The sequence below is a fragment of the Burkholderia sp. M6-3 genome (assembly GCF_050858985.1).
Classification (GTDB): Bacteria; Pseudomonadota; Gammaproteobacteria; order Burkholderiales; family Burkholderiaceae; genus Paraburkholderia; species Paraburkholderia caledonica.
The window spans coordinates 1,389,245-1,413,573 of sequence record NZ_CP110091.1; the positions used below are offsets into that span (position 1 = coordinate 1,389,245).

A 24,329-nucleotide genomic window follows, 5' to 3' on the forward strand; every position below is an offset into this window, starting at 1 on the left:
AGCGAATGACGTGGGCTCGTCACGCGGTCGGCGGCGTTCGGCTCGGGGCTCGCGGGACTCTGCCCGAGTCCTGCACTGGGTGCACTGGGCGCAGGCTTTCCGAAGGCTTGGTTTGTCTCTCAGCGATGCTTGCCGGAATGGCCGTGTTGGAGTTGTCCGGGCGTACTAAGCCAGGTCGGCAGCAGACCTGACCTGCCGAGTGCGCTGTGAAAGCGGTGCCATCTGCGACGATCCCGCGTGAGGGGCGCGTGAATACCGGAGGAAGGGCGCCTCACAAGCCCCACCTGGAACGAGACGATTTTCAGCGAATTTGACGGAAGTCAGTCGATGGCTCTATTCGGGCGATATCGTTTCACTGTTCACGACTGAGCACAGGAGACGGGGCATGCGGACGCGGCAGGAAGCGACCTTGGCGGCACGCGTACTGGCCGTTCGCGGCACGCAGGGGCAGGGCCGCTATGTGCTTCGGGCTTTTGTCTGGGTTGTCATGCTGGCTATTTTCGCAAGCTTGCCCGGTGGCTGCTCCTCTTACAGCGCCCCCCCGGACGATGCACAGGTCAACGCGGCGCTGCGAAATGTACTCAACGAGTACGAGACGCGTGCCTTGCTTGCGCGGGACCTGATCGTTCTGGCGCAACCCCTTGGGAATCCGAACAGTGCGCCAGTTTGGGCGGCAACGGCCGCGCAAGCCGACCTGGCGTGTATTCGGCTCGACCCGGAAGCGCTTGCGGAGCAGGTGCCGTTCGAGCGATTTGCCGTCGCGCAGCGGCAGCTAGGCGACGCCCTATCGCGGCTTCTGATTGAACTCGGCAATGATGGGCAGATTCGGCAGAACCCGCGTTTCGAAACGCTTCGCGCGCAACTGGGCGCGGTCGAAAGGCGTATTGCGGTCGCGCGAGAAGCGTACGACGAGGTCGTCGATCGCTATAACGCGAGCCTCGACGTATCGCGCCCTGAGGCACGGACGCACATGCCGGCACCACGTCCCCGGCCCACATTCCGCGTGACTGCCGGAGCAGAGAATCGGCAGGTGTAAAGAGTTGCGCCGGCTACATGGTTCAGGCGTCAGTGCGTGCAGCGATCCGCCGGCTGCGTTGCGTTCTCGACGTCCTTTACCTTGTACCTGCCACCGCAGACCTCGCAGGTTCTGGATGCCGATTACGACGCGCTCAGGGAGTCGCCCGAGACATGAACGCGCTCACCGATCTGGACCGGTGGCTGCGTCGAATAGTTGAAATTCCGGTAGCTGCCGTCCTGCATTCTGACCTGCACCTGGTAGTTAGTCGCCTTGCGCACAGCATGCTCAATGCCATTGCCCGCGAGGCCGCCGCCGACGGCACCGGCAATCGTTGCCAGAACTCGACCGCGTCCTCCGCCGACCTGATTTCCCAGCAGCCCACCGGCGACTGCCCCGCCTACGGCCCCGAGACCCGTTGTCGGTTCGGGCTCCTGGACCGTATTGATGGCGACGACTTCGCCAGCGTTCGGGTCAACAGCGACTGGTCCTGGAGCGGGCTGTGCCGACGCTTGATGTGCGTCGTTGTTAGCATACTTGGGGGGCTGCTCAACCGGCACATTGTGGTGATGATGGATGCGCGGCCGGGCGGGCGTTTCCTCCGCGGTCGCACGCTGCTCCACGTTCTGTTGCGGCGAAGTGACCGGTGCGCTTGCGCTTTGTGCAGCCACCGGTATGCCTTGCGTCGCAGGAGGCGTCACAGCTCGGGACGCCGGAAGAATGCCTGTCATCGCCGCGATACCCGTAGCGCTCGCCAGGATGACCGCCACAGCTGCGCCAGCAACCAAAGGGTGAATTCGACTACGCTGCGGTGAACTGGAAGTCAGGTTGGTGCTCATGTCGCGCTCCGTTGAGGTGTGTCAGCAAGAACGCAGCAATCGACACAGCGGTGCACCGGGCCAGTGTGAGATTTGTAAGCAGTTGTATTGCTTGACGGAGCGTCCAGGGGAAGTCTCTTCAAGGGTGGACCGTAGAGAACCCAGGCACAGCTTGCTCCGGTTGAACACCGTGCGGTGTGTGTTCGTCCACGATAGTCCGCATGAAAGTTACGCAGTCGCGCTCCATATCATCGTGTCGCCTACGTTGTCCCGGGCAGTGGACTGGAGACGAGAACGGCAGCCGTGACGAGCACAGCTCCTAGCAGAACAGATTCGACGTGCAAGACAGCGGCAAACCGCTTCAACGGTCGTGCAGTGAACTCCGTAGACGTCCCTCTCAGGGAGGTGAGCAGCTGGGGCATCTCGAAGAACCGGTTATGTCCGCCAAGCGCGGCGGCAATCCCCACGAGAGCAAGCTTAACCATCAGGACGCGTCCATACGTGGATGTCCAGAGGTACTCGGCTGCATTGACTCCGCGCCAGCCACTGTAAGCGCCAGTGACGAAGATGGTGACGAGCGCCAACGTCGCGGCGTCGGAAAGCGATTGAATGAACGCCGCAGTGTCCGGCCGCTCAGCGGCGGGCGCACGAAATACACGGGGCATCACGATGTAAGTTGCGACAAGTACGAGCCCCACCCACACGCTGATAGCAAGCAGGTGCACCCAGTCTACCCATACCGGAAGACTGAACGCGCCTGCATCGATCGGGTGTCCTCCGTGGCTGCGCGCCAACGCAACTCCTGCGAGGGCGAGCGAGATAGCGGGCTTGAAACGAATCGCACGTCGATCCTGCGCGAGCGACAGAATCATCACCAGTAGCATAAACCCCGCGCCTGCCAGCCAGGCATGGCCGAAGTCGGTTTCCACAAGCATTGAACGAGCGGCTGGACCCGCCTCTTGGAGGGTCGATTCACTCATTAGCGCGCAATGAATCCAGAACGCGAACGCACTGGACACCAGCGCAGTAAAGGAAGCGATGCGCAAGGTGAGAAGCAGATGGACACTGACGCTCGTCTGCCATCGTGAAGTGCTGCGGGAAAGCCACTTGTCACTGAGCAGAACACCTACAAGAATAGCGAAGCTGATGTTCTGCAGTGCCACAGATGCAAGCCGCAAAATGCCGAGGAAACCGTCGTTCATTACTTCACCGCGAATGTATAAGAGCCTTTGGTTTTGTGAGCATCATGCGTCATGACTGCCCACTGCACGGTGTACGAGCCGGAGGCAAGCTTTGGGACCGCAACCATGAGCACGCGTGGGTTCGACGAATCTACCTTTGCTTTGTCGTTGCTGGCAGTTGTGCCCGACGCGTCAACGACCTTGATCGAGCTAAACGCGGATTCGAGGTCTTCATTAAACGTCAGGCGCAGCATGTCAGGCGACGAGTCCACCGCGCTGCCGGCCGGTGGGGTGGCGCTCTCCAGCTTGCCGTGCGCGAACGCGATAAGAGGTGAAAGCGCAGCAGCGGCGGTCGCCGCTGCTGTGACGAGTAATCTGGATATCGTGATGTTCACGATTGTGTCCTCCCTTAACTCAATCGCGGTGCAGTGTGTACTGCCCCGCTGGAGCGCTATTAAAAGCTCACTGCTTCTGCAGTTTCGTCACAGTGAGGGCGCCGTCAATTTCTTCGGCAACGAAGTCAATCTTGTCGCCCACTTTTACCTGCGAAAGCATGGCTGGGTCTTTGACCTTGAACACCATCGTCATGGCCTCCATATCCAGATTTTTGAGCGGCCCGTGCTTGATGGTCAGCTTCCCGGCGGCGTTATCCACCTTCCTTACCTCGCCGTGCGACATGTCGTTCTTCGCGTCCGCACCCTGTTGTGCGCCGTCTGCCATATTCATGTTGCCCGTATCGCCCGCGGCATACGCGGTCGCGGATACGGCTACAGTGCAACCCAACACGATGGAAACAATTGCGTTCTTCATCAAAAACTCTCCTGCAGTTGAATTAACAAATATCGGCCGGAGCCATGTCCGGCGTGTCACGAAATCAGCTGTACGGCAGTTCACCGGTGTATTCGTACGCGACCGTCCCCTTCGGATGTTTGAACCAGCCAGGGTCACGGTAGTCGTTGCGGCCCAGTCCTTCGCGCACCTTCACGACGCTGAACATGCCGCCCATTTCCAGCGCACCGAACGGCCCGGTACCGGTCATCATCGGTAGCGTGTTGTCCGGTAGCGGCATTTCCATCTCGCCCATTGAACCGCCCGCGCTGCCCATTGCCATGTAGTCCGGGACCAGCTTGTTGATGCGTTTGGCGAGGTCCTTCTGCGGCACGCCAATCAGGTTCGGGACCTGATGCCCCATCGCGTTCATCGTGTGATGGGACTTGTGGCAGTGAAACGCCCAGTCACCAGGCCGGTCCGCGGTGAACTCGATGGCACGCATCTGACCGACGGCAACGTCGGCGGTCACTTCAGGCCAACGCGCGGCGGGAGGAATCCATCCACCGTCTGTTCCTGCGACCTCGAAGCTGTACCCATGCAGATGGATGGGATGATTGGTCATCGTCAGGTTGCCGAAGCGGATGCGGACGCGATCTCCTGCGCGCACGGGCAGCGAGTCGATGCCCGGAAAGACGCGTGCATTCCATGTCCACATGTTGAAGTCGGTCATCTCGTTCACGCGCGGCGTGAAGCTGCCCGGGTCGATGTCGTAGGCGGACATCAGGAACACGAAGTCGCGGTCCACCCGCATGACGCCACGGTCTTTCGGATGGACGATGAACGTGCCCATCATGCCCATCGCTATCTGCACCATCTCGTCGGCATGCGGGTGATACATGAACGTGCCGTGCTTCTCGAGCTGGAACTCATAGACGAACGTTTTGCCTGGCGGAATGTGGGGTTGCGTGAGACCGCCCACACCGTCCATACCGGACGGCACGAGCATTCCGTGCCAGTGAACCGTCGTGTGTTCCGGCAGCTTGTTGGTCACGAAGATTCGAACCTTGTCGCCTTCGACCGCCTCGATGGTCGGACCGGGCGCCTGGCCGTTGTAGCCCCACAGGTTCGCCTTCATGCCGGGCGCCATCTCGCGCACCACGGGCTCGGCAATCAGATGGAATTCCTTCCAACCGTTCTTCATCCGCCATGGCAGCGTCCAGCCATTCAGTGTGGCCACGGGTGTATACGGTCGGCCATTGGGCGGCACCAGTGGCGGTTGCGTGGTGGTCTTGTCCATAGTTGGCGCTTCTGGAAGTGACGCTGCGCCAGCCTTGCTGACCAATGCTGCGCCGAGTAGCGCCGCGCCAGAGCCGCCGAGAAATGTTCGACGTGAGACCATGTTCATTTACCTTCTGAAGTCGTCGGCGATGCCGGGTGGGGCGCGGGAGCAGGCAGCGGCGAGTCCTGCACCGGAGCCGGTGGTGTTGGCGGCGCGTCGCGCTGCGGTGCGCCCGGCGTCGGTGCCATTGCGAGCGGCGGAAGGCGGCCGCCAAGCGACTGTTGCAGGTCTGTCTCCGCAAGCCAGTAGTCTTTCAGCGCGTCGATGTATCCGTTGACGGCAGCAACCTGGTCGCGCGAATCGGCAAGCAGTTCGAACACGCTTGCGAGCATGCCGTTGTAGCGCAACAGCATTTCATCCGAGATAGTCTTGCGTATGGGCACGACCTCATCGCGGTAATGCTTCGCAACGTCGTAGCTCGTCACATAGCCGGAGTACGACTCGCGTACTTCGGAGCGGGCGTCAGTCGCCGTCTGGGCGAGCCGGTTCGCCGACTGCATATAGATGGCTTCGGCGCGTGCGACCTTTGCGCTGCCCCAATCGAAAATCGGAATCTCGACACTGATTTCGTATCCGTGCTCGTGTCCTTTATCGGTCTCGAAGTTGTCGAGATAGCCGACATCGAGCGCATTGATGAATCGGGTCGCCTTGCTGAGGCCCAGCGAGGTTGCAACGCCTTGTGTCCGCAGCTTTGCCGCCTGTATGTCCAGGCGGTTCTGCATCGCAAAGCTTTCGAGGTCGTTTAGTTGCGGCCTGTCCTTCGGCAGGTCAGGCAAACGGTCCGGCAGCTTGTATTGCGTTCCGGAGCCCCACAGGCCCATCGTGCGCGTGAGCTTTTCCCGGGCTATGACTGACTGCTGCCGTACCTTGGCCAGCTGCGCAACCGACTCAGCGTAAAAGGCCTGTTCGCGCGCATAGTCGAGCCTGCTGAAATTGCCTGCCTGCCGCATGCGCAAGGCAAGTTCTGCCCCTGCCTCGGCGGAATCCTTGACCTGAGCGGCGTATTGGGCTGCCTGCTCGGCAGCGACAGCATTCACATAGGCCTTCCGGGCATCGGCGGCCACGGCGAGCATCGCATTGGCCGTCTCGAGCTTTGTCTGTTCGAACCGCCGGCTCTCGATGCGCGTCGCCACAGGCAGCGTGAGTACACCCAATACGCCCATGGAGAACGTTCGGCTGATACCGAAGCCATCGCTCCAGTGCGTCCGGCTGAACGTAAAACCCGGATTGGGCAGGCGGCCCGCCTGCACGAGGTCGGCTTCGGAAATACCGAGCTCGGCGTACGACGCCTGAAGTCCCCGGTTATTCAGCAGCGCGACCTGAATGGCGTCATCCATGCCGAGTGGCTTCGACAGCAGTTCCTGCGTACGCTTGAAAGCAGCGACGCGGTCTTCGTCGTTTTTCAGGAAGACGGCGTCCTTACCAAGTCGCTCGGACGCAGTCGTCGATACGGTGTTGAATCCGCCGTCTTTTGAGAACGTCGTGCAGCCGGCCAGAAGCATCGTCGCGAGGGCAATGCATCCCACGCGGCTCGGGGCGAAATATCGAATCATTTCGACTCGCCCCCGTGCCCGTGACCGCCTTTTTCACCCGCGGTCGCAGCTGGTGGCTGACCATGCTTGATGGCCGCTGTGCTTCGGGTTGGCGCAACGGCACGGTTCAGCTGCTGCCAGCTCGGCGCGTCACCGTCTTGCCACGACTTGTAGCCGTCAAAGGCAGACTGAACGGTGATGAGCGGAACCGACGCCGCTGCATCAGTTGGATCGGGAACTGCAGTCGTAGCGTGCGCGAGCGACGACAACGCTGCGCCCGCGCCCAGGAGCGCCGCAGAAATTGTTCGCATGAATTTTTCTCGTCGTGAACCATCCAGCGTCCTTTACGGACACCGGAAAACTTGCAAGCGCAGCCAACGGATGCGCTTGCGCGGACTAGACGAGAAACAAGCGGGGAGGACGTTCGATGCCGCCGGTCACGAACGACACGACAGCGACAGCAGGGGGCAGTGGAACGGGGAAGTGGACCCGGTCAGCAGAAGCGGAAACCGCAGGCACGGCCGGTAGCGCAGCACCGACGCAACAGGAGGCGCAGGTCAAACACGCATGAGTGTGATGGGCACCGCTGGGGTCGTCGCCATGATGGTCATCATTGTTGGCTACGAGCACATGTCCGTCAGACGACTCGTCCAGATGGAGATGGTCAGCGGTTGCTTCATCGACCGCTTCCGGGGTGGCACAAATCATCGAGACGGCCGCAAACGACTGAACCGGAAGGCTCAGTGCAAGCAGCACGACGAGAAAGAGTTTGCGCCAGTAGGACATGGGTGCAGAGTCTAGCATGCGATTAAGACTTCTGTAATCGTCCAGAGGTGTCAGTCTGTAACGTTAAAGCGGCGGCGTCGTGGCAGCGACAATTACGAGCGCGTGAGGATTCTGGATCACATGGACGCATGCGTTCGCGGCGATTCACAAGCCACGCGCCCCGGAGCGGGGGACGGACGAGCGCCGCAAGCCACACCGCTGTCAGCGCCAATACGATGAACTTGAAATGCGAATTGATGAACAGATTCGCGACGGACATCAATCCGGTCGTAACGCTGCCGCTCAGCCAGGCGACCCAAAGAGCGCAGGGTTTGCGTTCGGCAAATGCGCCCAGTGCCAGATGCACGAGTAGGACGCCCGTCCCCACGATGTAACCGCCAAGAACAGTGAAGACTAATCTGAGCCACGACGTGAGCTTGGGCATTGCTACCAGCAACCGCTCACTGGACAACCCCATGTATCGAAGGTCTTCCGGTAGCAAGGGCGGCCGCACGAATATGAAATAGATGCCCATTGCGATTGTCGCAGCGCCGACGGCCGCGAGAAGCCACGCGCAAAGAGGCCAATGCAATGTTCGGTGCTTTCTGGGCATGGTATGTAACACCGGCTGCCTTCCTCGCGTGGTGAGGCGAGCGAGAAACGCTCGAACAGACACGGGCGCAAAGGTCGCGCGTTACGTCCGGGCAGTGCGTAATCGCAATGCGTTACCGATGACAGAGACCGAACTCAACGCCATCGCGGCACTGGCTATAATCGGACTCAGCACGATACCAAGCCACGGATAGAGCACACCAGCCGCCACCGGAATCCCCACCGCGTTATACGCGAACGCGAAAAACAGATTCTGGCGAATGTTCCTCATCGTTGCGACGCTCAATGCGCGCGCTCGCGCAATGCCACGCAGGTCGCCCTTGACCAGCACCACACGTGCGCTGTTCATCGCAACGTCCGTCCCTGTACCCATTGCGATGCCGACGTTGGCCTGTGCCAGCGCCGGTGCATCGTTCACGCCATCCCCGGCCATCGCGACGACGTGCCCCTGTTGCTGAAGCTCCTGGACATGCTTGTACTTGTCCTCGGGTAGAACGCCCGCTTTGACGCCATCGAGCGCCAGTGCCTTCGCAACTGCGTTCGCTGTAATGGGGTTGTCTCCGGTCAGCATCACAATCTTGATGCCAGAAGTTTTCAACTGACGTACCGCGTCGGGCGTGGTTTCCTTCACCGGGTCAGCGACACCGATGTAGCCCGCGAGTTTGCCGTCGATCGCGAGATACATGACCGTCTGGCCGGCCTCGCGCAGCTTGTTCGTATCGACCGCTACCGAGGAGTAGTCAACTGCCATGTCGTCCATCAGCCGTGCGTTGCCCAGTGACACCGTGTGACCGTCGATATTGCCTGTCACACCTTTGCCCGGAACCGATTCGAACGAGTCGACCCGACTTGTCGACGTACCCGACTCCTTCGCGCGCGCAATGATTGCCTGAGCGAGAGGATGTTCACTTGCACCCTCGAGACTCGCCGCATAGCCCAGCACGATGGATTCCGGTTGCCCGCTTAGCGCAATGACCGTCTGCACGCGCGGCTTTCCTTCGGTGAGCGTACCGGTCTTGTCCACAACGACGGTATCGATTTTCTCCATCAATTCGAGCGCTTCCGCATCCTTGATGAGCACGCCGTCCCTCGCGCCGCGGCCGACACCCACTATGATTGAAACGGGTGTCGAGAGTCCGAGCGCGCAGGGACATGCGATGATGAGAACGCTGATGGCAACAACCAACGCGTTCGCCAGAGCCGGCGTTGGCCCCACCATTGCCCAGACGACGAACGACACAGCCGCGATACCGATGACTGCGAGCACAAACCAGCCTGCCACATGGTCAGCGAGCTTCTGGATTGGCGCGCGCGAACGCCCGGCCTCAGCGACCATCTGTACGATTCTCGCGAGCAGCGTGTCGGAGCCGATTTTTTCGGCTCGCATCAGGAACGTGCCAGTCTGATTGACGGTTGCTCCGGTGACCTTGCTGCCTGCAATCTTTTCAGCAGGAATCGATTCTCCCGTAATCATCGATTCGTCGACGCTCGAGCCGCCATCCACCACAACACCGTCGACTGGTATCTTCGAACCTGGCTTCACGCGAAGCGTATCGCCAACGGCAACGTCTTCCAGCGGCACCGTCTCTTCCGCACCGTCCGATTTGACGCGGACCGCAGTATGGGGCGCGAGATGCAGCAAATCACGAATGGCACTCGACGTGCGCGAGCGGGCGCGAAGCTCGAGCACCTGACCGAGAAGCACAAGCGCCACGATGACCGACGCAGCCTCGAAATAGAGAGGCGGCTCGTGACCGCTCCTGAAGGCCTGTGGCAACGCTTCCGGGAAGAACAGAGCGAAAACGCTGAACACATACGCCGCAGCCACACCCAGCCCGATGAGGCTGAACATGTTCAACTGCCAGGTCACGAACGATTTCCACCCACGCTGTAGAAACGGCCAACCGGCCCACAACACAACGGGCGTCGCAAGCACCGCCTGGACGCACTGTGACCATGTCGCGTGCATCCAATGAGGCAGTGCCAATGCGGCAAAGAGCTGATCGAGCGCGGCGTCGAGGTCGAACGGCAACATCATTCGACCCATGGTCATCGCGAGCAGAGGAACCGACAGCACGAGCGCGACCCAGAAACGTCGCGTCATTGACTCCAGTTCGATATTGCGGCCTTCGTCAGCCACCGGAGTAAGCGGCTCCAGGGCCATGCCGCAGATAGGACACGCACCCGGCGCAGAAGCTCGTATTTGCGGATGCATTGGGCATGTATAGACGATGCCGGAAACAACGGGCGCAAGGGCCGTATTCGTCACCGGACCGAGGTATTTGTCCGGCGCTGCCCGGAAAGCTTCCAGACACTTGCTGCTGCAGAAGAAATACGTCTTGCTCTTGTGGGTAAGGCGATGAGGGGAGCCCGTCGCGACCTTCATTCCGCAGACCGGGTCGACGACTTCGGTTCCGTCCTGAGAAGTAGCGTACGCGCCGGCGTCGCCGCTGTCGGTGTCGTGAACATGCGCATGGGACTCAGGCATCGTTAACGCTTCCAGGTTGATTTCAGTGTACGTGCACTGCGTCGTCACCCGACAGCTTTGGTATGAAGCGCGGCGTGTGCGCGGCATAGTCGCGCCACGCTGGTCCGAACCGCTGGTCGGACTCGCGTTCTTCCTGCTTTGCGAGTTTCACGTACATGAAGACGAGTATCGGGAACATCGCCAGCGTCACGAGCGTCGGCCACTGGAGCAGGAATCCGAACATGATAGCGACGAAGGCGACGTACTGAGGGTGACGAATCTTCGCGTACGGCCCGGTGGTCGCCAGCTTCGCGCTGCGCTGGGCTTCGTAGAGCACGTGCCATGCCTTCGACAGCAGGTAAAAACCGCCAAAGATGAAGACCAGGCTCAGAAGGTGCGGAAGCGCGAAATGCGGGTCGCCATGCCGGCCTGTCATCATCCACCAGATGTGACCCGAGTCGTGCGAGAACAGATTCGTCTGCGGGAAACGTGTCTGCAACCACCCCGATAAAAGATAGATGGTCAGCGGGAACCCATACATCTCCGCGAAAAGCGCGACGACGAATGCAGAATATCCACCGAAGGTGCGCCAGTCACGCATGGTCGCCGGTTTGAAGAAGCTGAAGGCGAAGATGATGAACACCAGCGAATTGATGAGCACGAGGCCCCATAGGCCGTAGCCATTACCTATGCTGCTCATGGTTGCCTCCTGAATCAGACGTTCCATCTTTTATCGTCGAACCGGTATGGCTGTGTCCGTGACCGTGATGCATGAACAGATGCATCAACGGACAAGACAGCAATAGCAGATATGGCAACACGCCCAGAAAGTGTGCCCGGTGCTCCGAGAAAAGCAGGAACAGCGCGACAGCCGCAAACACCAGTAGCGCAACCCCTGACCGCGATTTCCAGAAGGGGAGCGAGGTATGTGAAGCGTCATTCATCGTCATCTCCATGAAGGGTCGGGCGTCATTTGACCGGTGCCCGGTCTTGTGCGGACTGACGGTCCATCATCGCCTGCATCATCATCTCGTGAGCTTGGCCCGACATTGGCATAGCGTCTGAATCCTGTTTCATCATGTCCATCATGTGCATGCTGTTTTGCATGGACTTGATCTGTTCGTCGATGTCACGAAGCTTCTTGTTATCTTTTGAGACGGGCTTGGGTGGCCGGCGGGTGATGCGCCTTGTGTTGCGCATCGCTCGCCTTCTGTTCGGCAGCGACCGCATTGCCGATGCTGCTAGTGACAGAAATCGCCGTGATAAGCGCCAGACTTTTGAAGAAATTCATGTTGGTCTCCGTAAGCACGGTTTGACCGGATTCATGCAATTGCTCTGCACTAACTGTATCCCCCGCGATGCAGCTATATTTGACGTGGCTCAACCACGCGGTTGAACACGGCCGTGCTTTTCAATGGCAGCCGAGTTCCACTTGGTGCTGAGCCCAGCTCCTAGGCACGCGTCGACTCCCTTGACCTGCGTCAATCGGCTACCAGACGCCGTCGGTAGCATGAAATAGCCGTCCTGTGCCATCCGGCACCATAGCGAAGGCATATATTTGGACGAGGGAGATTTCGTATGCGCAACGTTCGGATATGCGCTGTCGGTGAAAGGGGACCGGTGTGGGTTCTTGCGAACGTCGTCCTTGTTGTCATGGCGTTCCTGCTCGCCGGCTGCGGCTACAACACCATCCAGACGCAGGACGAGCAGGTCAAGGCAAGCTGGTCGGAGGTGCTGAACCAGTACCAGCGCCGAGCAGACCTCGTGCCAAACCTCGTCAATACGGTGAAGGGATACGCGAATCAGGAGAAGGAAGTTCTGACGAAGGTGACTGAGGCTCGCGCTCAAGTCGGCTCCATTCGCGCAACGCCGGAACTACTCGCGGACCCGCAGGCTTTCGCCAGATTCGAGGCAGCTCAGGGGCAACTCACCTCTTCGCTGTCCAGGCTGCTGGTGGTGTCCGAAAACTACCCGCAGCTGAAGTCGGACGCGAATTTCCGGGACCTGCAGGCGCAACTCGAAGGAACAGAAAACCGGATTACCGTCGCACGGAACCGGTACATCAAGTCCGTACAGGACTACAACATCACTGTCAGGTCGTTCCCTGACAACCTGACCGCCAAGGTCTTCGGCTATCAGGAGAAACCGAACTTCTCCGTAACTAACGAGGCTGCGATTTCGAAGCCGCCGCGCGTAGATTTCGGCGCTGCTCCTGCGTCGGCTGGCGGGGTGTCCAATTGAACATTCTCCGCGCTGCGATTGCGTTATTGGTTGCCATCCTCGCTTTCACTGGACAGGTCGCCGGCGCCGATGTTCCGGTTCCACCGCTGACGGCCCGCGTGACGGACGAAACGGGCACACTCACAGCCGAACAACGCTCCAGCCTGGAACAAACCTTAAAGGACTTCGAGGCGCAGAAAGGCAGCCAGATTTCGGTGCTTATTGTTCCAACGACCCAGCCAGAGACCATTGAGCAATATTCAATGCGCGTTGTCGAACAGTGGAAGCTTGGGCGCAAAAGCGTTGACGACGGCGCACTGCTCATTGTCGCCAGGAACGACCGCGCGCTTCGCATCGAAGTCGGATATGGTCTCGAGGGCGCACTCAATGACGCAACGAGCAATCGGATTATCACCGAGACGATTGTCCCCAGATTCAAACAAGGGGATTTCTATGGGGGCATCACGGCAGGCGTGGATAGCATCATGCACGTCGTCAATGGTGAGCCTTTACCTTCTCCCACAGGACGTCGAAACGAATATCACGGCGTCGGACAACTGCTGCCAGTGCTCTTCGTGTTGACCGTCGTAGCCGGTGGTGTGCTGCGCGCGATGCTCGGGCGACTCCCGGGCGCCATCGTGACAGGGAGCGCCATCGGCGTGTTGGCCTGGCTGCTGTCCGGGGCTATTCTAGCCGCCATTTTCGCCGGAATAATCGCACTCTTCTTCACCCTGGTGGGCAGTGGTCTCGGCGCATTCGTTGGTGGACGCTACATCGGCGGAGGGCGGGGTGGCTCGGGCCGCGACACATTTAGCGGAGGGGGCGGTGGTTTTGGCGGCGGCGGCGCCTCCGGCAGGTGGTAATCATGGACCTGAAGCGAACCATCAGACACATGTTTATGACCCGCTGGCGGATAAGCTCCTCATTCCCCGTGCGGTCACTGATGGCGATTGAGCAGGCCGTTCGCGAAAGTCATCAAAGGCACGTCGGTCAGGTTCGGTTTGCCGTCGAAGGTGCACTGCACAGTCTTGCCTTGCTCAAAGGAAAGTCAGCGAGAGAACGTGCGATTGAGGTGTTTTCGGACCTTCGGGTCTGGGACACGGAACACAACAATGGCGTTCTCGTGTACCTGCTCCTCGCCGACCGTGACGTTGAGATTGTCGCGGACCGGGGCATTCATGCGAGGGTGAGCGCAGAAGAATGGGAAGCCATTTGCCGCGAGATGGAGGCCGAGTTCAGACGCGGCCAATACGAATCTGGGGCCATAGGAGGCATTCGGAGAGTGACAGGGTTGCTCGAAAAACACTTCCCTGCATCGCAATCAGAACGCGAAGAATTGCCGAGTTCACCAACGGTGCTATGAGGTCTCGAATATGCTCGGGTTGGCCGCGGCTATAGCGGCACTTCCCTGAGACCAAATTTGACGAGGGGAGCGACCGCTCCCAAGCGGTTCAGCAGGCCGGTCTCAACCGGCGCGCTGACGAAGAGCATAGGGCAGTATCCGGGACGAAAGCTCCGACGAAGGCAACGCTTCAGGGACTGCCGCTCGTCTGGCGAAGAGGCTGAAGAAAGCGGGCGCAAAATCCACTCTCGACATTTGCGAGCACCAGGCGTCCCCCCGTGCGCCGAGCGATTTCAGAAACGATAGAGAGGCCCAGTCCACTTCCCGACGAAACCGAATGGTCCAGCCGATAGAACGGTTCCAGCACGCGCCCAAGTTCGTTGTCTGGTATGCCGGGTCCCGTGTCAGTAACCTCCAATATCAGCTCTCCCGCCCGCTCAAGAGCCGACACATCGACCTTCCCGCCGTCGGGGGTGTATCGCACGGCATTGTCGACCAGGTTCCTCAACACCACCGCCATGGATGACGCATCAACCACCACGTCAATATCGTCAACCTGCTCGATGCCGAGGTCGATGTCCTTGGCGCGGGCGAGGCCAATGCTGGCATTGATGGCGTCAGTCACCGCCGCATCCAACGACCACGCCGCTGGCTGCTCCAGTGCTGCCTGCTCAGACCTTGCCAAAGCCAGCAATTGCTCCACCAGCCGGTGGGTACGTCGCAATCCGGACTGGAAGGCCGAGAGTCGCTCGCGAGCATCGGGTGACGTGATAGTGGCGCCCAGGTTGCCCGCTTGTAACGATAGGGCCGCAAGCGGTGAGCGCAACTCATGCGCCGCGCTCGCGACAAAGCGGCGCTGATGACCAATGGCATCTTTCAACCGCGCGATGAGGTTGTTAATCGACCGGACAAAAGGAAGCACTTCCGTGGCGATACCTTCTTCCGGCAACAGCTTGAGCGACGCATCCGTTTGCTGGTCAACCACGATCGCCAAACGTGAGAGCGGTGCCAGCTTCGTTCTGACAATTACAACGACGACCACAAACAGAACTGGCATGAGGAGAAGCACGGGCACAAGCGTTCTCATTGCACCGTCACGGGCAATTTCGTCACGCAATGCAGAAGGCTCCGCGACGGCGATGCGCTCACCGGTTTGCAGCGTACGGATGTTGACGCGCCAACTCTGTCCGCCGCCGTCCAGGTCGTGAAACCCGTCCGCCATCGCGCGCGGAATCGTGAGGCCCGCTGCCTGTGACATACCTGCCGACGTCGCACTTAGTCTGTCGATGACGACCTTGACGTCCGAGTCCTGCGAACTCTCGACCGAAGACCGCGTTCCCGCGAGCGCCAGTGACCGCAACGAGGACACGTGCAGACTGATTCTGCATCGAGCTTCCCGCCGTTGAAAGCGTCAGGATGTAGGTTCTGTTCTGCTAAGGAGGTAAAAATGAAAAGCAACCGACTCTCAACCTACGGCACCAAACAAGGCGCCGACGCCTGACGAGACGCCCATTGCCAAGGCACTCCAGAAGACCACGCGAATAACGCCAGGCAAAATTTTCGCCCCGCCAGCTTTCGCCGCCAGGCCGCCCAGAAATGCCAGCGAAACAAGGGCGGAGACGACGATAGCCGGCAGCAGTACGGAATCGGGCGCGACTGCAGCAACGACAACCGGCAAAGCGGCGCCGGCCGCAAAGCTGCCTGCCGAAGCAAGTGCGGCCTGCAGAGGACGGGCCGCGGTGGCCTCCGAGATGCCCAGTTCATCGCGGGCATGAGCACCGAGCGCGTCGTGCGCCATGAGCTTCTCGGCAACCTGTCTGGCGAGCGGCAAATCCAGGCCTCGCTTCACGTAGATGGCGGCCAATTCTCCATGCTCGCGCGAGAAGTCGGTAGCAAGTTCAGTCCGTTCCTGCCGCAGCGCCGCCTTCTCCGTGTCCGCCTGCGATGACACGGACACGTATTCTCCCGTCGCCATCGACATTGCTCCCGCGGCTAGCCCGGCCACAGCGGTAAGCACTACGCTTCCGTGAGCAGTGTGCGCGGAGGCTACACCAGCAACGAGACTCGCCGTAGAGACAATCCCGTCATTGGCACCCAGTACGGCGGCACGCAACCAGCCAATAGAGTCGAGACGATGCTGTTCCACATGTCGACGTGGCATAACGCCTCCGCGTTTGAAATGTTAATTCACGACCCACAGCGATGGACGCAAGAGCAGTGTGTTTGTATCGCTGCGAGGGCGGGATGAGGGATTTCGCCGTGCGAAGAGGGCGCCTGCATATGGAGTAGGGCGTGCGCGAACGTATCCAACGCATAGTCAGACTTGCCATCAAATCTGCAAATGTCGAAACATGAAGAGTTGACTGCGAGCGCTCACGCGGCCGCCTGCGAAGGATGCACTTCTACCGTGACATGCGATAGCCCCTTGAAGCGTTCGAGCACCGCATGATAGAAGCGCGAGTCTCGCTCAGGCTCGCCGGTCGAGACCGACACCACCGCGCTCATGTGGCCAGGGCCCACCCGCCAGACATGCAGGTCAATTACCTTGTCGCCATGGTTCTCGATGGCGTGACGAACGTTCTCTGTCATGCGATGGTCCGGATTGATATCGAGCAGAATCGCACCGGTGTCGCGCATCAGTCCGTAAGACCAGTTCGCTATCACCAGTGCCCCGATGATGCCCGCCAGCGGGTCCATCCAGAGCCAGCCGAAGGAGCGCGCCAGTACAAGACCAAGAATCGCCAGCACGGATACCGCCGCGTCCGCCATTAGGTGCATATAGGCTGAGCGGATATTATGGTCCCTGCTTACAGCCTCATGCGTGTCGTGGCTATGCTCATGCTCCGCAAATTCGACTTCATGGTCGCCGTCAGACAAATGCACGATCGCTCTGAATGCGTGCGGCTCCGGGACTTCGTCTTTCGATTCCAGGTGACCACCACGCTCCGCCAGCACAAAAACCTGACGCGCCCCGTCTGGTCTGACGGTCGTGATAGTCGTGGTTGGAGGTGTCAGGCGCGAAACCGTTGTTTGCGGCGTAATCCGGAAAACTGGCGGCACGCCGTCCTCGAAGATCGAGACAGCGAATACACCGGAGGGGGCGACAATCTTCTGCACTTCCTCGCGGTGAACGTGTGCGTCATGACCATGCCCATGCCCGTGGTTATGACCATGGCTATGACCGTGATGGTCACCGCTCAGAAGCCAGACACTCGCGAGGTTGACCAGCAGGCCGACCACTGCGATGGGAATCGCCTCGCCAAAATGAATAGGAATCGGGGCAAGAAATCGGGAGACCGCCTCGTAACCGATCAGCAAGGCAATCATTGCCAGTACGATGGCACTCGTGAATCCTGCGAGGTCACCAAGTTTGCCTGTGCCGAACACAAAGCGGGAATCGGTGGCGTGCCTGCGCGCGTATGTATAGGCGAGTGCGGCAATCAGCATCGCTCCCGCATGCGTCGACATATGCAGGCCATCTGCGACGAGTGCAAGCGACCCAAACATGCTACCGCCGAGGATCTCAACGAGCATCATCGCACTGCAGAGTGCAATCACTGCCCATGTCTTGCGTTCATTTCTTTCATGACCAGTCCCGAGAAAGATGTGGTCATGCGCTGCGCCGAACGCGGCGTCTTTGAAATCATTCATTTCCAACCCAATCACTTGAAATAGCTGTGAACAACTTCGATGAGTTGTTCCGTGGCGCTGTCGCCGTGGTCCTCGCCGTTTCCGGCATCGACAAGGTGGTTCCGGATGTGGTCCTCCAATACCACTGCCAACAGGCCGTTCATCGCTCCCCTGCAACTCGTGATCCTTTGCAGCACGTCGGAGCACCCGTGCTCTTCCTCGAGCGCACGTTCGATGGCCTCGACCTGCCCTTTGATACGACGGACCCTGTTAAGAAGCTTCTGCTTTTCCTGAACTGTATGACTCATTGCTCCCTCTGCACACCCTACGTACACGCGTATCCAATCTCCAACTTTAACATAGGGGGAGGGGGTATTCTTGTTTGTGCGAAATCTCTGTGATCCCTCATATTGCCAAGATGCCGACGTACAGAATCGCGCAGCGAGGCAGGGCTGTTGTCGACCAACGTGTAATCGCGTGACGGGCCAATCGCGCTCGAGTGCATAACCGGCGACGCCGCCAGTACATATGCCGCAGACGTCGGGCGTTTTATCGAAAGCCCGGTTTTCCGATTTCCTCGGCCTTTTGTGGAACCCGCCGCATCCGGTCAGGGTTGTACCCCATGGCGCGCAGCCGGCCGAGCATTTCCTTGTAGGTGGCCTCGTCAATCTCGGGCGCGCGCGCAAGCACCCACACCATGTTGCCGTCCTCCATGCAACGGATGGTGTAGCGATATTCCGGATCGACGTATGCTGTGACCACTACGACTTCGAAAGGCCAGATGAGCGCTACTCGCCATTTCGTGTTGCCGGTTCCGGCCATCACCTTCGCGACGAAGTGGCTTCCAGAGACCGGCTGATTGAAGTCGTGGCGACGGCCGAGATATTTGTCGTCGATTGTCCCGTCGGCGCGCAACGTCCACTCGTCGTAATTGCCCACGAAATCATGTTCGCTCAGGAACGGCGTGTCGGCGAGAACATACCAGCGCCCCATGTATCGTTGAAGGTCGATCGGCGCGCCGGCGGTGCATGCTGAAACGAGCGCCGGCGCATCCGGTTCGGGCGAGGGCCCGTGCGCGCATCCGGTCAGGAAGGTCATGAATGCGACGAGGCAGACCATTGATGTGCGCATGATTGTTTTCCCGATTGTTCCGACGTTCACAAATTCAGACGTGCGCGCTGGACGAGGCACCTGCGACTGGCGGCGAGCGCGGCGTACACCGCTGCAATTTCTGCCGCTGACTTAATTTCAGCGGGGGTGCTGTCAATACTGTAGTCATCACGACCGCTGCACGACGCTCAGCCACCGCCGAGGACCGACCGAAGAGCTTGACGTGAATCAACGGAGCGCCTCGGCATGGTCAGCGCGCACACGTACGTGCAGATCGCCGGCGACTAATCGACATCAAGCTGGGCGGCGCACGATCGCCGGTGCTTGAGATTATCCGGTTCGTCTAAACGAGAGCACGATGAAACCCGCGGAAGTGCTGCGCGATGTGCGAGAGATCAGTCCAAGCCCGGAACGACCCGTGGCGCGCGGCTGATGCCGCCTCGGAGACCGAGGGCGCAAGGCAAGGCGGGGGCGGCGTCTAAAGGGCACCGCCATGCTACTTTGCGCTACGTTGGCCGCGCAAGCAGCAACGGCGTGCGAGCGAGGCGTGCAGTGCGAGCCGCGACACTGCCGAGGAACCAGCGCGCCACACCGCGCCGTCCATGTGTGCCGACGACCAGCAGATCCGCATGCCAGCGTTCGGCGTCACGCACGATTGTGTGCGGCACGTCATCGTTGACGGGCTCCGTTTTGACGAGCGCAGTCTCTGCGTGGTTGGACAGTTCTGCGAAGACGCTCGCGGCTGCGGCGAGCGCCGCGTGCCCCTCTTCGATAAACGCCTGCTGCAGAACGTGTATCGGCACGAAGTCGGTGAGCCGCACTGCGCGGTCGACCACGTAGATTGCGCGAAGGCGGGATTCCGGCCTTGCGAGCCGCAGCCCGAAGCGCAATGCGCTCACCGATGCAGCACTGCCGTCAAGCGCGAACACGATCCGTTGCGGCGACGGTCCGATATCCGCTTCGTAGCCGGCCGGCACGACGAGAATCGAACAGGGCGCTGCTGTAGTGACGTATTCCGATACGGTTCCTTCGATCCAGCGCAGCATGCCGTGATGCTGACGCGCACCGACGACGAGCAGATCCGCCTTCCATTGGGCTGCGGCGTCTATCAGCGCGTTGGCCGTGTAACCGCCTTGCCTTGAAGGCTGGATGACTTCCGATTCCACGTCAATGCCGGCCTCCGCAAACATACTTGTTGCCCGCGCTACGGCATTTTCCGCGTCGTGTGTGAGTTCGTCGCGCGCGACCTCGAGCTCGGCGTCCGCCATGGGTCCAAGCGGCAAGAGGGTACGAGGGTTTTCAGCGACACTGACAATTCGAATCGTCGCGTCGGGCAGCGCCATGCGACGCACGTATTCGGCCGCGCGGACCGACTGCGGCGACGCGTCCACGGCAACCAGTATTCGTTTGACTTCGGATCTCGCGTTGTGTTGCGTCTGAGCTGGATCCATGACTACTCTCCATTTGAGCGTGACGTGCGCCCCTCGGCGTCGATGGACTCATTGTGAGCGCGCCGCGCCTGGGAAGGTTGATGTGCGTCAAGCGCCAACCTGCATGTCTCGCGCCACGCCCGTTATCTCGCACGACCAGCAGCATCGCCGCACGTGTCTGACGGGTGACGATATCTGCTCGACAGCCTGCCTCTTCGTATTGATAGCGTTGTCCACCAGATTGTCCAGCATGATACGAACGCAGGGGGCGTCGCTCGTATCGTCACATACGCGGCTCTGGCCACGCTTAACTCGATGCCTTTAAACGATGCATCGGCTTCGTGCGCAATGATGCGTTCTCGTGCCACGGTGTCGGGTTGCACGTCCACGGTCGGCGCGGGGGCGTGTTCACCTTGATTGCCGCGAGCGGAGACTTCAGTTCATGTGCGGCATCGGCGGTGAAGCTCGTGCGCAATCGAGCGACGCGCGAAGCCGCGACCGCAGGACATCAGGACATCAGGACATCAGGACATCAGGACATCAGGACATCAGGACATCAGGACATCAGTGCGTCAGTGCGTCAGTTCTGTGGCGTCAGTTCTGTTGCGGAAGTCAGGTACGGGCATTTTCACCCGGTGTGTCGCGCTTGAAACGGAGCTTGTGCTCGGTCAGTGCATAGCTCCAGTCGACCCGCGCCAGAGCGAAAACGAGACACAGGAAAGCCAGTTGGCTGACGACGAAATACGCGCCCAGATAACCTCCGTCGAGATCGAGTTCAGGATCGAGGTACGAGTGCGCGACCTGCGCAAAATGTGTCCAGACTGCATAGCTCGCGAGGCGCCCGCAGAAGAAGGGCACGCCGATCACCCACAGCCTGAGACCGGTTAGCCCATATGCTATGAACAGATAGTTCGACGGGAACGGACTGAAGGCGTATAGAAGCAGCGCACCGGCCGTGAGCGCCTTCTTTTTTTCAAGCCAGATCTTCACCTCGTCGATGTTTTGCCTGTCAGCTTCGCGCATCAGATGCCCGCGGACGAGCCATGTCGAGCATCGTGCAAGAATCAGACGTCCGATCGTAGCGGCGGACGCAGCCACTACGGCAAGCAGCAACGGGTCTTCGGCCGGCTGATTGAATCCTATCCATGACATGGCCATCCACGTGGGTGGGGCGAAGGCGGGAATGACGTTGAGCAGCAGAATGGCTACGAAGAGTATCGCCATCGTGATCACAGGACTATCTCCGGGTTCTTTTCACCGTCAAGGGCGCAGCAATGCAACCAGTCCGAACAGCTCCGCCAGGGCACGCACACTCATCAGAAGCAGAAGCGCTGCCCCCGTCGCGCCCATGACAACCCAGAGGTAACGATTCTGAGAAGGCGTGTGGGAGCGTCGTCCCGTCTGCGGCAACGCACGGATCACAAAGATCAACGCTACATTCCCCGCTACCAGCGAAACGAATGCAACTGTGCGAGCGAGGGGCAGCGGGTAGCCGAGAGTCAGTAGCCCGCCATACAACCCCAGCAGCATCATGGCGCCCACTGCGCCTGCAGTCGCCCCTTTTGCGAGTGTCCAGTTCGACAGCAGTCTTGCGCCGATGCGGCGCGGCGGCAAGCGCATCAGATTTTCGCGCTCGGGCTCGTTCTCGAACACGACCGAGCAGACCGGGTTGATGATCAATTCCAGGAAGATGATATGAACGGGCGCAAGCAGCGGGGGCCAGCCGACGAAAACCGGAATCATGGCAGCGGCGATCATCGGAATGTGAACAGCAACTGTATAGCTGATGGCCTGCACGAGATTGGCGTAGATTCGTCTTCCCAATCGGATCGCCGACACGATCGGCGCAAAGTCGTCGCGCAGCAGGACAAGCGATGCGACTTCACGCGCAACCTCGGCGCCGCGCAGCCCCATCGCAATGCCAATATGCGCCGCCTTGAGCGCGGGCGCGTCGTTCACACCGTCGCCCGTCATCGCGACCACCTGGTCGCCATTCCTGAACGCGTTGACGAGTTGTAGTTTCTGCTCTGGTTTGACGCGGGCGAATACGCTAACGCTGTTGATTGCTTCGCGAAGCTGTGTAGCGTCCATCGCGGCTATTTCATGGCCGGTTACGATGCGTGTGCCGTCAATGCCGACCTCGGTCGCGATTGCCCGCGCCGTGGACGGATAGTCGCCGGTGATCATTACCACGCGGATGCCGGCTGCCTGGCATTGCTCGATAGCGCCCGCGACTTCCGGGCGGACGGGGTCCAGCAGGCCGACGAGTCCTACGAAGGAAAACTCGAATTCATCCTGCTTATGCGGCCAATCGGGCGGTGGGTGCCATGCCTTGGCCACCCCAAGGACACGCAGGCCTCCCGACGCCATCTGCGCGGCCTGATCGAGCAGAGTTCGCGTCTCGCGCTCGCTCAGGCGGCATAAGGCGCAGACCGCCTCTGGCGCCCCCTTGCAGGCCACGGCGTAATGGTCGAACTCCGGCGAGTGCCATGCGTGCGACATAGCCGGCAACTCCGGCGTCAGCCCGTACTCGTGCACGAGCGCCCAGTCCGTGTGGATGCGTCCGGTCCCGGCAAGACCAACCCGGCCTGTTTCGTGAAACGCGCGTTCCATCGGATCGACGGGCTCGATTTCGCTTGCGAGCACGAGGTATTCGATGAGCTCGTGATACGCCTCATCAATGCGCTGGGTGCGCGGATCGATGACCTGCCGCTTTCCTTGCGCAAATAGCACGCGCACGGACATACGGTTTTGCGTTAGTGTGCCGGTCTTGTCGACGCACAGCACGGACGTCTGGCCCAGCGTTTCGATCGCACTCATGCGGCGCGTCAGCACACCTTCGTTCGCGATGCGGCGGGCTCCCAGCGCCATGAACACGGTCAGTATCACGGGAATTTCTTCTGGAAGAATGCCCATTGCCAGAGTAATCCCGGCGAGCACCCCTGGAAGCCATTCGCCCGAGCGCCAACGGTAAGCCATGACCAGCAACAGGCACAGTGCGACGGCGGTCACCGCTACGCGGTTGACGAAAGTTCTCGTCTCGACTTGCAACGGTGATCGGGCCTCCGTTATGCCGCTCAACGACTTGCCAACGCGACCGAGCGTCGTATTCGCCCCAGTCGCGGTCACTATCATCTGTCCTTGACCCTGCACGACCATTGATCCAAAGAAAAGTTGTCCGTAAGGATCTTCTTCGGCAGAGGCATCGGGCCGTGCAACGGACTTGCTCACTGACACGGATTCGCCCGTCATGAGCGACTCGTCTACGCTCAGCTCGTGAGCCTCGGTTACGATGCCGTCGGCCGGAACGCGAGAGCCTTCATCGACGAAAACGACGTCGCCCGGCACCAGTTCCGCTGCGGAAACGAGTTGCCGTTGACCGTCCCGGAGTACCTGCGCACGGGGCGCGGACAGTTCGCGAAGAGAGTCGAGTACCCGAGCGGTACGATGGCTTTGAAAAACGGTCAGCAGGACAATTGCGCCGACAAACGCGAGAAGCGCCAGGGCCTCCGACACATCGCCAAGCAGAAAGTAGATACCGGTCGCGCCGAGGAGCAGAAGAAACATGGGCTCGCTCAGTACTTCCTTAAGCGTTTGCCACCACGTGCGGCGGGCTTTCGAGTCTACGAAGTTACGGCCGAAACGGGCGCGCTGTTCTTCTACCTGCGCGTGCGACAGACCACGCCGCGTGTCGACGCGCCCGACAGGCGATGCAGATTCGGCATCGCCAGCTGCCAGGTCTGGGGCGGACTCAACGGGACTTGTCTGCATCCTGGTGTCAATTCCATTAAGGACATTGTGCGAGGCGACGACCCTTGGCGACGCCGGCGAACGCAACTGTGATTCGCTGGGGCCGGCGCGAGAGCGCTTGATCCACAGCCGAAAGGCGTCCTGCACAAACCGCGATCCAATTTTGAGAATGACGCGGACCGAACAGGTGGCCGTTGACCTGAGTCAAGCAGTTCACTTTGAAGTGACCGTTTCCACTCGATCAATTCAACCGGCGGATGCAATTCAGTGACGACTGCACAAGCACCGGAAGTGTTACAAATGGGACGTGTGTCTCTCATGACAGACGATGATCCACGTCAAATCCA

Annotated in this window: 26 protein-coding genes and 1 pseudogene; 5 read left to right on the top strand and 22 right to left on the bottom strand. The window is 60.1% G+C overall.

What is annotated here, in order from left to right:
- Positions 1–15: 15 nt before the first annotated feature.
- Positions 16–191: pseudogene (locus OH764_RS23540) on the top strand (DUF6691 family protein); the annotation flags it as partial.
- Positions 192–385: 194 nt separating this feature from the next.
- Positions 386–1,036: a LemA family protein gene (locus OH764_RS23545; protein WP_498851022.1), complete on the top strand. Its 651-nt coding sequence runs from the start codon at positions 386–388 to the stop codon at positions 1,034–1,036.
- Between the two features lie 122 nt (positions 1,037–1,158).
- Here the strand turns inward: OH764_RS23545 and OH764_RS23550 are convergent, their stop codons facing one another.
- The 14 genes from OH764_RS23550 to OH764_RS23615 form a co-directional block, all read right to left on the bottom strand.
- Entirely contained in the window at positions 1,159–1,854 is a 696-nt protein-coding gene (locus tag OH764_RS23550) for a glycine zipper 2TM domain-containing protein (protein ID WP_498851023.1), read from the bottom strand.
- Positions 1,855–2,093: 239 nt separating this feature from the next.
- The gene (locus OH764_RS23555; RefSeq protein ID WP_498851024.1) at positions 2,094–3,035 is read right to left on the bottom strand and encodes a CopD family protein; all 942 of its coding nucleotides are present in this window, start codon (positions 3,033–3,035) and stop codon (positions 2,094–2,096) included.
- Positions 3,035–3,409, bottom strand: a complete 375-nt coding sequence (gene copC / locus OH764_RS23560) for a copper resistance CopC family protein (protein ID WP_498851025.1) — start codon at positions 3,407–3,409, stop codon at positions 3,035–3,037. The genes OH764_RS23555 and copC overlap by 1 nt, the downstream gene beginning before the upstream one ends.
- A gap of 67 nt (positions 3,410–3,476) precedes the next feature.
- Positions 3,477–3,824 (bottom strand): copper-binding protein, encoded by a 348-nt coding sequence (locus OH764_RS23565; RefSeq protein ID WP_498851026.1) that lies wholly within the window; start codon positions 3,822–3,824, stop codon positions 3,477–3,479.
- 64 nt (positions 3,825–3,888) lie between these two features.
- Entirely contained in the window at positions 3,889–5,184 is a 1,296-nt protein-coding gene (locus tag OH764_RS23570; RefSeq protein ID WP_498851027.1) for a multicopper oxidase domain-containing protein, read from the bottom strand.
- 2 nt (positions 5,185–5,186) lie between these two features.
- Complete coding sequence (locus tag OH764_RS23575) at positions 5,187–6,677, bottom strand: TolC family protein (RefSeq protein WP_498851028.1); 1,491 nt, start codon at positions 6,675–6,677, stop codon at positions 5,187–5,189.
- On the bottom strand, positions 6,674–6,967 hold the full coding sequence (locus tag OH764_RS23580; protein ID WP_498851029.1) for a hypothetical protein: 294 nt from the start codon (positions 6,965–6,967) through the stop codon (positions 6,674–6,676). The genes OH764_RS23575 and OH764_RS23580 overlap by 4 nt, the downstream gene beginning before the upstream one ends.
- A gap of 85 nt (positions 6,968–7,052) precedes the next feature.
- Positions 7,053–7,442, bottom strand: coding sequence for a hypothetical protein (locus OH764_RS23585; protein ID WP_498851030.1), 390 nt, complete (start codon positions 7,440–7,442; stop codon positions 7,053–7,055).
- A gap of 22 nt (positions 7,443–7,464) precedes the next feature.
- Positions 7,465–7,956 carry a hypothetical protein gene (locus tag OH764_RS23590; RefSeq protein ID WP_498851031.1) on the bottom strand — a complete coding sequence of 164 codons (492 nt, stop codon included), beginning with the start codon at positions 7,954–7,956 and terminating at the stop codon, positions 7,465–7,467.
- 159 nt (positions 7,957–8,115) lie between these two features.
- Entirely contained in the window at positions 8,116–10,521 is a 2,406-nt protein-coding gene (locus tag OH764_RS23595) for a heavy metal translocating P-type ATPase (RefSeq protein ID WP_498851032.1), read from the bottom strand.
- A gap of 22 nt (positions 10,522–10,543) precedes the next feature.
- On the bottom strand, positions 10,544–11,200 hold the full coding sequence (locus tag OH764_RS23600; protein WP_498851033.1) for a methyltransferase family protein: 657 nt from the start codon (positions 11,198–11,200) through the stop codon (positions 10,544–10,546).
- Positions 11,184–11,444, bottom strand: a complete 261-nt coding sequence (locus OH764_RS23605) for a DUF2933 domain-containing protein (RefSeq protein ID WP_498851034.1) — start codon at positions 11,442–11,444, stop codon at positions 11,184–11,186. Before OH764_RS23605 ends, OH764_RS23600 begins: the two co-directional genes overlap by 17 nt.
- 25 nt (positions 11,445–11,469) lie before the next feature.
- Positions 11,470–11,700, bottom strand: a complete 231-nt coding sequence (locus OH764_RS23610) for a hypothetical protein (protein WP_498851035.1) — start codon at positions 11,698–11,700, stop codon at positions 11,470–11,472.
- A complete protein-coding gene (locus tag OH764_RS23615) occupies positions 11,645–11,791 on the bottom strand; it encodes a hypothetical protein (protein ID WP_498851036.1) in 147 nt (48 codons plus the stop codon). Before OH764_RS23615 ends, OH764_RS23610 begins: the two co-directional genes overlap by 56 nt.
- 362 nt (positions 11,792–12,153) lie before the next feature.
- Here OH764_RS23615 and OH764_RS23620 point away from each other — a divergent pair, with 362 nt between their 5' ends.
- The 3 genes from OH764_RS23620 to OH764_RS23630 are packed head-to-tail and all read left to right on the top strand — an operon-like array spanning position 12,154 to position 14,083.
- Positions 12,154–12,741 carry a LemA family protein gene (locus OH764_RS23620; RefSeq protein ID WP_498851037.1) on the top strand — a complete coding sequence of 196 codons (588 nt, stop codon included), beginning with the start codon at positions 12,154–12,156 and terminating at the stop codon, positions 12,739–12,741.
- On the top strand, positions 12,738–13,583 hold the full coding sequence (locus OH764_RS23625; RefSeq protein WP_498851038.1) for a TPM domain-containing protein: 846 nt from the start codon (positions 12,738–12,740) through the stop codon (positions 13,581–13,583). The genes OH764_RS23620 and OH764_RS23625 overlap by 4 nt, the downstream gene beginning before the upstream one ends.
- 2 nt (positions 13,584–13,585) lie before the next feature.
- Positions 13,586–14,083 carry a TPM domain-containing protein gene (locus tag OH764_RS23630; RefSeq protein ID WP_498851039.1) on the top strand — a complete coding sequence of 166 codons (498 nt, stop codon included), beginning with the start codon at positions 13,586–13,588 and terminating at the stop codon, positions 14,081–14,083.
- 169 nt (positions 14,084–14,252) lie between these two features.
- Here OH764_RS23630 and OH764_RS23635 read toward each other — a convergent pair whose 3' ends face one another.
- The 8 genes from OH764_RS23635 to OH764_RS23670 form a co-directional block, all read right to left on the bottom strand.
- Positions 14,253–15,320 (bottom strand): sensor histidine kinase family protein, encoded by a 1,068-nt coding sequence (locus OH764_RS23635; protein WP_498851040.1) that lies wholly within the window; start codon positions 15,318–15,320, stop codon positions 14,253–14,255.
- A 207-nt stretch (positions 15,321–15,527) separates the two neighbouring features.
- Entirely contained in the window at positions 15,528–16,223 is a 696-nt protein-coding gene (locus OH764_RS23640) for a VIT1/CCC1 transporter family protein (protein ID WP_498851041.1), read from the bottom strand.
- 212 nt (positions 16,224–16,435) lie between these two features.
- Positions 16,436–17,713, bottom strand: a complete 1,278-nt coding sequence (gene dmeF, locus OH764_RS23645) for a cation diffusion facilitator family transporter (protein ID WP_498851042.1) — start codon at positions 17,711–17,713, stop codon at positions 16,436–16,438.
- Positions 17,714–17,724: 11 nt separating this feature from the next.
- Complete coding sequence (locus tag OH764_RS23650) at positions 17,725–18,000, bottom strand: metal/formaldehyde-sensitive transcriptional repressor (RefSeq protein WP_498851043.1); 276 nt, start codon at positions 17,998–18,000, stop codon at positions 17,725–17,727.
- 241 nt (positions 18,001–18,241) lie between these two features.
- Positions 18,242–18,823, bottom strand: coding sequence for a lipocalin family protein (locus tag OH764_RS23655; protein WP_498851044.1), 582 nt, complete (start codon positions 18,821–18,823; stop codon positions 18,242–18,244).
- A 485-nt stretch (positions 18,824–19,308) separates the two neighbouring features.
- Positions 19,309–20,253: a universal stress protein gene (locus tag OH764_RS23660; protein ID WP_498851045.1), complete on the bottom strand. Its 945-nt coding sequence runs from the start codon at positions 20,251–20,253 to the stop codon at positions 19,309–19,311.
- Between the two features lie 591 nt (positions 20,254–20,844).
- The gene (locus OH764_RS23665) at positions 20,845–21,465 is read right to left on the bottom strand and encodes a hypothetical protein (protein ID WP_498851046.1); all 621 of its coding nucleotides are present in this window, start codon (positions 21,463–21,465) and stop codon (positions 20,845–20,847) included.
- A gap of 27 nt (positions 21,466–21,492) precedes the next feature.
- A complete protein-coding gene (locus tag OH764_RS23670) occupies positions 21,493–24,003 on the bottom strand; it encodes a cation-translocating P-type ATPase (RefSeq protein ID WP_498851047.1) in 2,511 nt (836 codons plus the stop codon).
- Positions 24,004–24,329: the final 326 nt, after the last annotated feature.